Origin of the sequence: Sodalis sp. (in: enterobacteria) (assembly GCF_047607725.1) — a bacterium.
Classification (GTDB): domain Bacteria; phylum Pseudomonadota; class Gammaproteobacteria; order Enterobacterales; family Enterobacteriaceae; genus JBLKSS01.
Genome location: NZ_JBLKSS010000196.1, coordinates 1 through 6519, shown reverse-complemented (window position 1 = coordinate 6519; position 6519 = coordinate 1). Strand labels below are relative to the sequence as shown.

Here is a 6519-nt window from a genome sequence, read left to right as displayed (position 1 = left end):
TGGAGCCGGAAGCGTATCTGCGCCATGTGCTGGCGATTATCGCGGATCATCCCATCAACAAAATCAAAGAGCTCCTGCCGTGGAACCTCACCATCCCTGCTGAATAACTGTCAATACGGCGCTGGGCGTACGCTTACCTTTCTTGCGGGTTAATGCCCACACTAAAGCAGTAGCGGTATCAATTTCGGTAGCGAGTGCTACGGCGAATGTTGCAAAAACGAGGTTACTTATGAGATTTAAAGGTCTCACAAAAGGATTTTTCATTTTTATTCTGCTGATTGTCACGGCGGCTTTTTTCAATGTTTTGTCCCCTTACTATTCCGCTATTCTGTGGGCGGCTATTCTGGCGGTCATATTCCACCCGTTAAAGTTGCAAATCAGACAGAAACTGGGCGACAAGAACGGTCTCGCGTCGCTTTTCACGTTGCTTATTATTTGCCTGATTGTATTTACGCCGTTAGCGTTGGTTATGTCGTCGTTGGCGTTTGAAGCCAATGTCGTCTATGCCAAACTGCAGACGAACAATACGCAATTTCCCGTTATCGTGTCCGATCTGATTCATCATCTTCCGCGTTGGGCGCGGCATCTGCTCGCGCAACACAATCTGGATACGGCAGCGGAAATTCAGCAAAAGATGTCGGGTCTGGTGCTGCAGGGTGGACAGTATCTCGCCGGCAGCGTTTTCCTCATCGGCAGGGGGACATTTAGCTTTGTCCTCAGTTTCGGCATCATGCTTTATCTGCTGTTTTTCCTGCTGAAAGACGGCGCATACCTTGTCGGTTTGATCCTCGAAGGCCTGCCTCTGTCGACCTATGTCAAACATCATCTGTTTATGAAATTTGCCGCGGTTTCAAGAGCGACGGTCAAAGGCACCGTGGTCGTGGCGATCGTACAGGGGTTTCTGGGTGGGCTGGCCTTTTATTTCACCGGCCTTGAGGGCAGTTTACTTTGGGGCGCGCTGATGGCGTTTCTTTCACTGGTGCCCGCAGTGGGGTCGGCGATTGTTTGGGTACCCGCCGCGGTGTATCTCTTCGCCACGGACATGGTGTGGAAAGGGACATTCCTGGTGCTGTTTTTTGTGGTGGTGATAGGGCTGGTCGATAACATCTTGCGGCCGCTGTTGGTAGGCAAAGATACCCGGATGCCGGATTTTTTGATACTTATCACCACGCTGGGCGGCATGGAAATTTATGGCATTAACGGTTTTGTCATTGGTCCATTGATTGCGGCGCTGTTCATCGCCTGCTGGAATCTTTTGTCCGGCCGAGATAACCGTGCAAACGTTGACGAAATCGATGAGGCTTTCATAGAAGAAGGGAAAAATCATCCCGAAGTGTGAGGTTCTGCGCCCGGTGGCTGCTGATCGGGGGCGATCCCGCTGCGGATTTGATCTCTCGCCGCATTCGGCTGCCGACGGCCCGCTATCGGCTCATTGGGAAATAGCGCCCCTCGCCTGACGGCGCTGTTTTCACGCTGATATCACAGCGCCGGGGCGGGCATGTCTGCGGGGTCCGTCACCGCAGGCACTCGATGCGCCCGCCGCCAACGGAGCGACGTTACCACGGCCCGTGTTGATCAGCGTCCGCCACGTTCAACGCAAGCGTTAGCCGCGGAAAAAGATTTCGCCAGACTTCGCCTGCACGATTTTGGCGCTGTCGTTGGTGATCAAAATATAGTTGGATTAATATAGGCCCAATGGGTGTTTTCTTGGGGCGCCGGGAGATGGCGTTTCTGCCATTCGACAATAGTGTAGGATTTGTCCAAATATTACCCAGACGGGATCGGCGGGCCGACCTGGCGGCGGTGGCGCTCACCGATAAGGGGAAATAGCTGAAAACGGCGTGACCTAACCCAATGGAAAAGCATTTATGATGAAAGTGCCGAGGTGTGATGTCAGGTATGCATTGCTAACATTGAATCGTCCTCAAGGCTTAACCGCCCGTTAGCCAGAGGGTGCAGATGCCACCGATAAATCTCTGCCGCTGCTATTCCACCCGTTTGCACAACCAAATCGTATGCCCGCTGCACAAAGGATCTTCAACTACCCTATCTATGACCGCAAACCCCTGTTCTGTTAGTAATGCACAATACTCCTCAGGCGCCAGACTGGCATGATACAGCGGTTCTCCTTCAAACTCCCCCATGGCGATACCGTTGCCCGGTCCGCTGGTAAACATGAGCGCACTACCCGTATGACTATGGCGATGAAAGATTGGGAACATCAATTTTTGATCCTCCCGAGGCAAATGAAAAAAACTGTCCCAGGCGATAAGGCCTTCAAAGGTCTCATCAAGCGCCATCGCACACATATCCAAGTGGATCAAGCGTTGCTGTGGAAAACGGGACCGGGCGCGGTCAAGCATCGCGGCAGCGTCATCAACACCGGTAACAGGGAGATGCCACCGTATAAAATATTCCGCGATAGGCTGACCATTACCACAGCCGATATCTAAAAGACGGCCGTTGCCCCCCATGGCGGCAATGAATTCATCCAGCCACGGTTTTTCGATCAGGCGGTGTGAGCGCTGGCGTGCGAAGGCGGCCGCGGGCCGCTGATAAAGCCCGAGAACATGGTCTCTTGCTCCCCGCCGAATTTTTGCCCATCCACCGATAAACGCAATCATGGGCACAGGGACGATGCACGGCCTCCGACGCCGCAGCCGTCGTCCGTGCCAGCCGTCAATTGGCCGCAGGCATCATGCACCCGCTATCAGGCTTAGACCCCAAACAATAATACGTTATATGTCTTAAGCGCGGCAGCCGGATGACATTGACTATTTCGATCATAGACTTATCCGGTACGGAACGCATCGTCGAATCATCAATCCTTCCCCTTTGCGTGTGTTCACCGCCGACAACGTCCGACGTGCCAAAGCACAGCGTCGGCGGAACGCGCTTATCTCTTGCCAAATTAGATTATAATGATAATCTATTTAATTACACCATTTTTGACGCCGTCAATGAGGGAAAAATGCCTAATCCCGTTTATGAGCCCGCGATTACCACTCTGCTGTGTATTGATTTATATAATGATTTTCTAGCTGAGGGCGGGAAATTATTTCCCTTTGTGAAGGACATCGCGCTTGAAAACAATATGCATGAAAATTTACGTAACATTGTTGCCGCCGCGCGCGGCCGGCATCACCGTGTATCATGTTCCACATCATCGCTGGCAACAGGGCGATTACGCCGACTGGAAATACCCCTCGCCCTATCAGCTGGCCGCGAGCGAACGTCAGGTTTTCGCCAAAGACACCTGGGGCGGTATCTTTCACGATGACTTCCCAATTCAGCCTGGTGACATCGTGGTCACCGGACATTGGGGATCAAGCGGATTTCCCAATACCGACCTTGAGCATAAGCTAAAGCGTTACGGTAAAGAAAAAATCATTTGCGTTGGTCTTCTGGCCAATACCTGCCTGGAGGCGACCGCCGCATTGGTATGGAGCTGGGCTTCCACGTAACGTTGGTTCGAGACACCACGTCGGCGCGCGCTCATGAAGCGCTGCATGCGGCGATGGACATTGATGACCCGACATACGCCACCGAGATCCTCAACACCACCGCGTTGATCGACGCCATCACGCTTTCCGCTGCCAACGCGGCGAAGCTTGAGCCGGCAATGGGAGCAGTACCGCCCTCGGCTACGCGCTAGAACCAGGATCAGGCCGCGCTAGGTGTCCAATATGGCCAGGACGACGGTTTTTAACGCATCCGACAGCGCGGGATCGTTTATGATTTCGCTCAGATAATTGGCGCCCACCATGGCGGCGAAGACGGCCAACGTCTTTCCCTTTCCCGCGGACGACCTATCCTCATGCCCCCACGGCGTTGAGGAAAGACGTAAGCAGCGCATTGACGCCCTGCGTGCAATCGCTGGCTATGCTGTCCCAATGCTGTCTGGACTGATCGAAAGCCAATCTGGCGGCTTCCGCCGCCAGCGCCTCTTTCGAGGCAAAATGCTTATAAAAGCCTCCCGACGTCATCCCTGCCGCTTGCATGATATCCAATACGCTGACCTCTGCAATGCCGCGCGCCCTGAAAAGCTCGCTCGCCTTTTCAACGATCAGCGCCCGATTGGCGCCAGCCTGTAATTTGCTGGAACGTCCCATCCTACTCACCCAATTAGCGTATCGACATACGATATCTTACCATATAAAAAACGCCGTGACGGCGCCACTTTCTGAGCGGTCCACAACGTTCCGGACGAGCGATGTTACCAACTCAAGCCATAGCCTCGGGGAAAGGCGACGGTGCCGGCATGGCTATCAACATCGTAGTTATGCCATAGCGTTACCGGCAGTCTCCCTTGCGGCGAGCGCGTCCCCGTCAAGATTTGCGCCAGCGAAATCATTGAGGGGCCCAGCCAGATGCCGTTGTCATAGCCATAATAGGAATAGGTCGCCACGGCGGCGTCCACATTGTCGGCAAAGCTGACAATATCGTAAGGTGCCTGCAAAGAGAGGTGTATCCGCTTTTTACCCAATATACCGGCATATCGGAACCAGGAAAGCGTACTCGCATCGCTATCCCGGTTGTCGCCTTCCTGATCGCTTATTGCGGGCTGCCCCCTCATTGCGGGATTTTTAAAATGGGTCGAAACGGTGCCCAGTAGCAGCACATCACTCTGCGCAATAGCCAATTTGATTTCTAAATCCGTCAGCTTTGTTGTCTGTTTAGCCACGACATTGCGATAGCCCTCCTGCGTCATTACCGCCGTACCCTTTGCCTGTTCGTCTGAGGGCGTCAGGATCAGATAGCGCTGCATTTTATCTTTCAAGGGCAATGTGGCATGCCGATTGATGACGACGGTAATCGATCTGTCCGCAATCTCCTTCTCTATTTTTCGCCCGTTGATCAAAAGAGAGGAGAGACTACGCCTACTGTCTTGCCAAAGATGAGAGTGCTTTAGGCGCAAGATACGTTTAACGGAAGCATTAATATCCTCCTCGCTAATCTCGCCTGCCCTGACCTTGCTGATAATATGATGAATCAATACTGACAGTCGGTCCGCTTCGGAGGGAGAGGTAATACTGACCGGCATCAGGGCAATATCAACCCTGGCCGCAAACACCCGTTCGACGGCTTCAGCCTGGGTAAAATGATCGGCAATCGCCCCCATATTCAGCGCATCCGAAATTGTGACACCGCGATACCCTAATACCTTACGCAGAATGTTGGTCTGTATTTCATGAGACATCGTGGCGGGTACCGTCATTTTTTCGCCATATCGGCTGTAAATTTGAGTGTTATCCAGCGCCGGATATTGAATGTGAGCCGTCATAATCATGTCAGGGGCAATATGATTATCAATAGCGTGCTTATATGGCGCGATATCGATAGCGAAGGCGTCCTTCCTTAAACGATCAACGCGCGGCAGGGACGTGTGGGAATCGGTCGATGTACTCCCGTGCCCCGGAAAGTGCTTATAAACGGTAATGAGCCGCTGCTGATGCATACCCGCGGTGATACCCTCAGCCAAGCACGCAACGGTTGGCGCATCATCGCTGAAACTCCGCACGTTAATAACCGGGTTAAAGGGATTCGTGTTAACGTCCACCACCGGCGCAAAATTGGTGTTGATGTGTAGCGACTGCATATCCTGGGCCATCCACCGCCCTTGTTCAACGGCCAACTGTGGATCCGCGCCGCCTTCTACGGCGGCGGCTAATGCCATATTGCCTGGAAACGTGGCATAGTCACCGTGCGGCAAACGGAATATACTGCCGCCCTCGTTATCAGTGGCGATGAACAGACGCAGGCCGCCGCGGGTTTTCATCGCGGCATACCACGAGGTAAGCGCCTCAATTTGCGATGGCGTTTTAAGATTGTTGGCAAAAAGAATTACGCCTCCGATATGGTTATTACGAATAATCTGTGCAACCGTAGCGTCTGAGGCAATCATATCTTGCTGGGGCCTGCCGGGCGGATCCCAATAGCGGAAATCAAGCATAAGCTTTTGACCAATTTTCTCCTCCAACGACATGGCGTTAACGCGTCGCTCTATCTCCTTTTCGGTTTTCTCTTTGCCGTCTTGCTCCTGGATACACCCTGCCAGCGGCCAAGCGCATAATGCTATCGGTAACCATCGCCGTAATTTTCCGCACCCTAACACATATTACACATAGTTCATTTATTATGCATTATTTCATCATGACAGGTTAAATTAGCCCGAATCCTGTGTGTTCTAAGAACATGGAATAGAGAGACAATAAAACATTTTTTCACCAAACAATCATTAAATGGCTTATAAACAATTTAAATAAATATAATATTCTGACTATAAATGCATAAGCCTAATACCTGGAGAGGCACGCGCCGTGGTCTTTGTAAGGCGGCCTTAAGATAAGCGTACGCCCAGCGCCGTCTTTTACTTCCCCATCAAGTTATTGAAGATGATGTCCATTATTTTTTTAATGGGCGCAATTCATGAAACAAACCCCACCAAAACCCTCAAGACGTCGTCCCAATTTCCCGCTGGACTTTAACATTAAGCTGGTTGAGCAGGCGCTCCAGCCC

General features: G+C 52.2%; 7 protein-coding genes and 1 pseudogene. 4 read left to right on the top strand and 4 right to left on the bottom strand.

What is annotated here, in order from left to right:
• The coding region (locus ACMX3H_RS15945; protein WP_415210122.1) for a transposase domain-containing protein at positions 1-107 on the top strand (107 nt) is incomplete at its 5' end.
• A gap of 122 nt (positions 108-229) precedes the next feature.
• The gene (locus tag ACMX3H_RS15940) at positions 230-1339 is read left to right on the top strand and encodes an AI-2E family transporter (protein WP_415211531.1); all 1110 of its coding nucleotides are present in this window, start codon (positions 230-232) and stop codon (positions 1337-1339) included.
• Positions 1340-1603: 264 nt separating this feature from the next.
• Here the strand turns inward: ACMX3H_RS15940 and ACMX3H_RS15935 are convergent.
• Positions 1604-1767, bottom strand: a pseudogene (locus ACMX3H_RS15935) (RcnB family protein); the annotation flags it as partial.
• Positions 1768-1985: 218 nt separating this feature from the next.
• On the bottom strand, positions 1986-2624 hold the full coding sequence (locus tag ACMX3H_RS15930; protein WP_415211530.1) for a class I SAM-dependent methyltransferase: 639 nt from the start codon (positions 2622-2624) through the stop codon (positions 1986-1988).
• A 522-nt stretch (positions 2625-3146) separates the two neighbouring features.
• On the opposite strand from ACMX3H_RS15930, the gene ACMX3H_RS15925 reads away from it, so the two are divergent.
• Complete coding sequence (locus ACMX3H_RS15925; RefSeq protein ID WP_415211529.1) at positions 3147-3464, top strand: isochorismatase family protein; 318 nt, start codon at positions 3147-3149, stop codon at positions 3462-3464.
• A complete protein-coding gene (locus ACMX3H_RS15920; RefSeq protein ID WP_415211528.1) occupies positions 3443-3655 on the top strand; it encodes a hypothetical protein in 213 nt (70 codons plus the stop codon). Before ACMX3H_RS15925 ends, ACMX3H_RS15920 begins: the two co-directional genes overlap by 22 nt.
• Before the next feature lie 160 nt (positions 3656-3815).
• On the opposite strand, the gene ACMX3H_RS15915 is transcribed toward ACMX3H_RS15920, so the two are convergent.
• Positions 3816-4112, bottom strand: a complete 297-nt coding sequence (locus ACMX3H_RS15915; RefSeq protein WP_415211527.1) for a TetR/AcrR family transcriptional regulator — start codon at positions 4110-4112, stop codon at positions 3816-3818.
• A gap of 104 nt (positions 4113-4216) precedes the next feature.
• Positions 4217-6115 carry a glycoside hydrolase family 3 N-terminal domain-containing protein gene (locus ACMX3H_RS15910; RefSeq protein WP_415211526.1) on the bottom strand — a complete coding sequence of 633 codons (1899 nt, stop codon included), beginning with the start codon at positions 6113-6115 and terminating at the stop codon, positions 4217-4219.
• Positions 6116-6519: the final 404 nt, after the last annotated feature.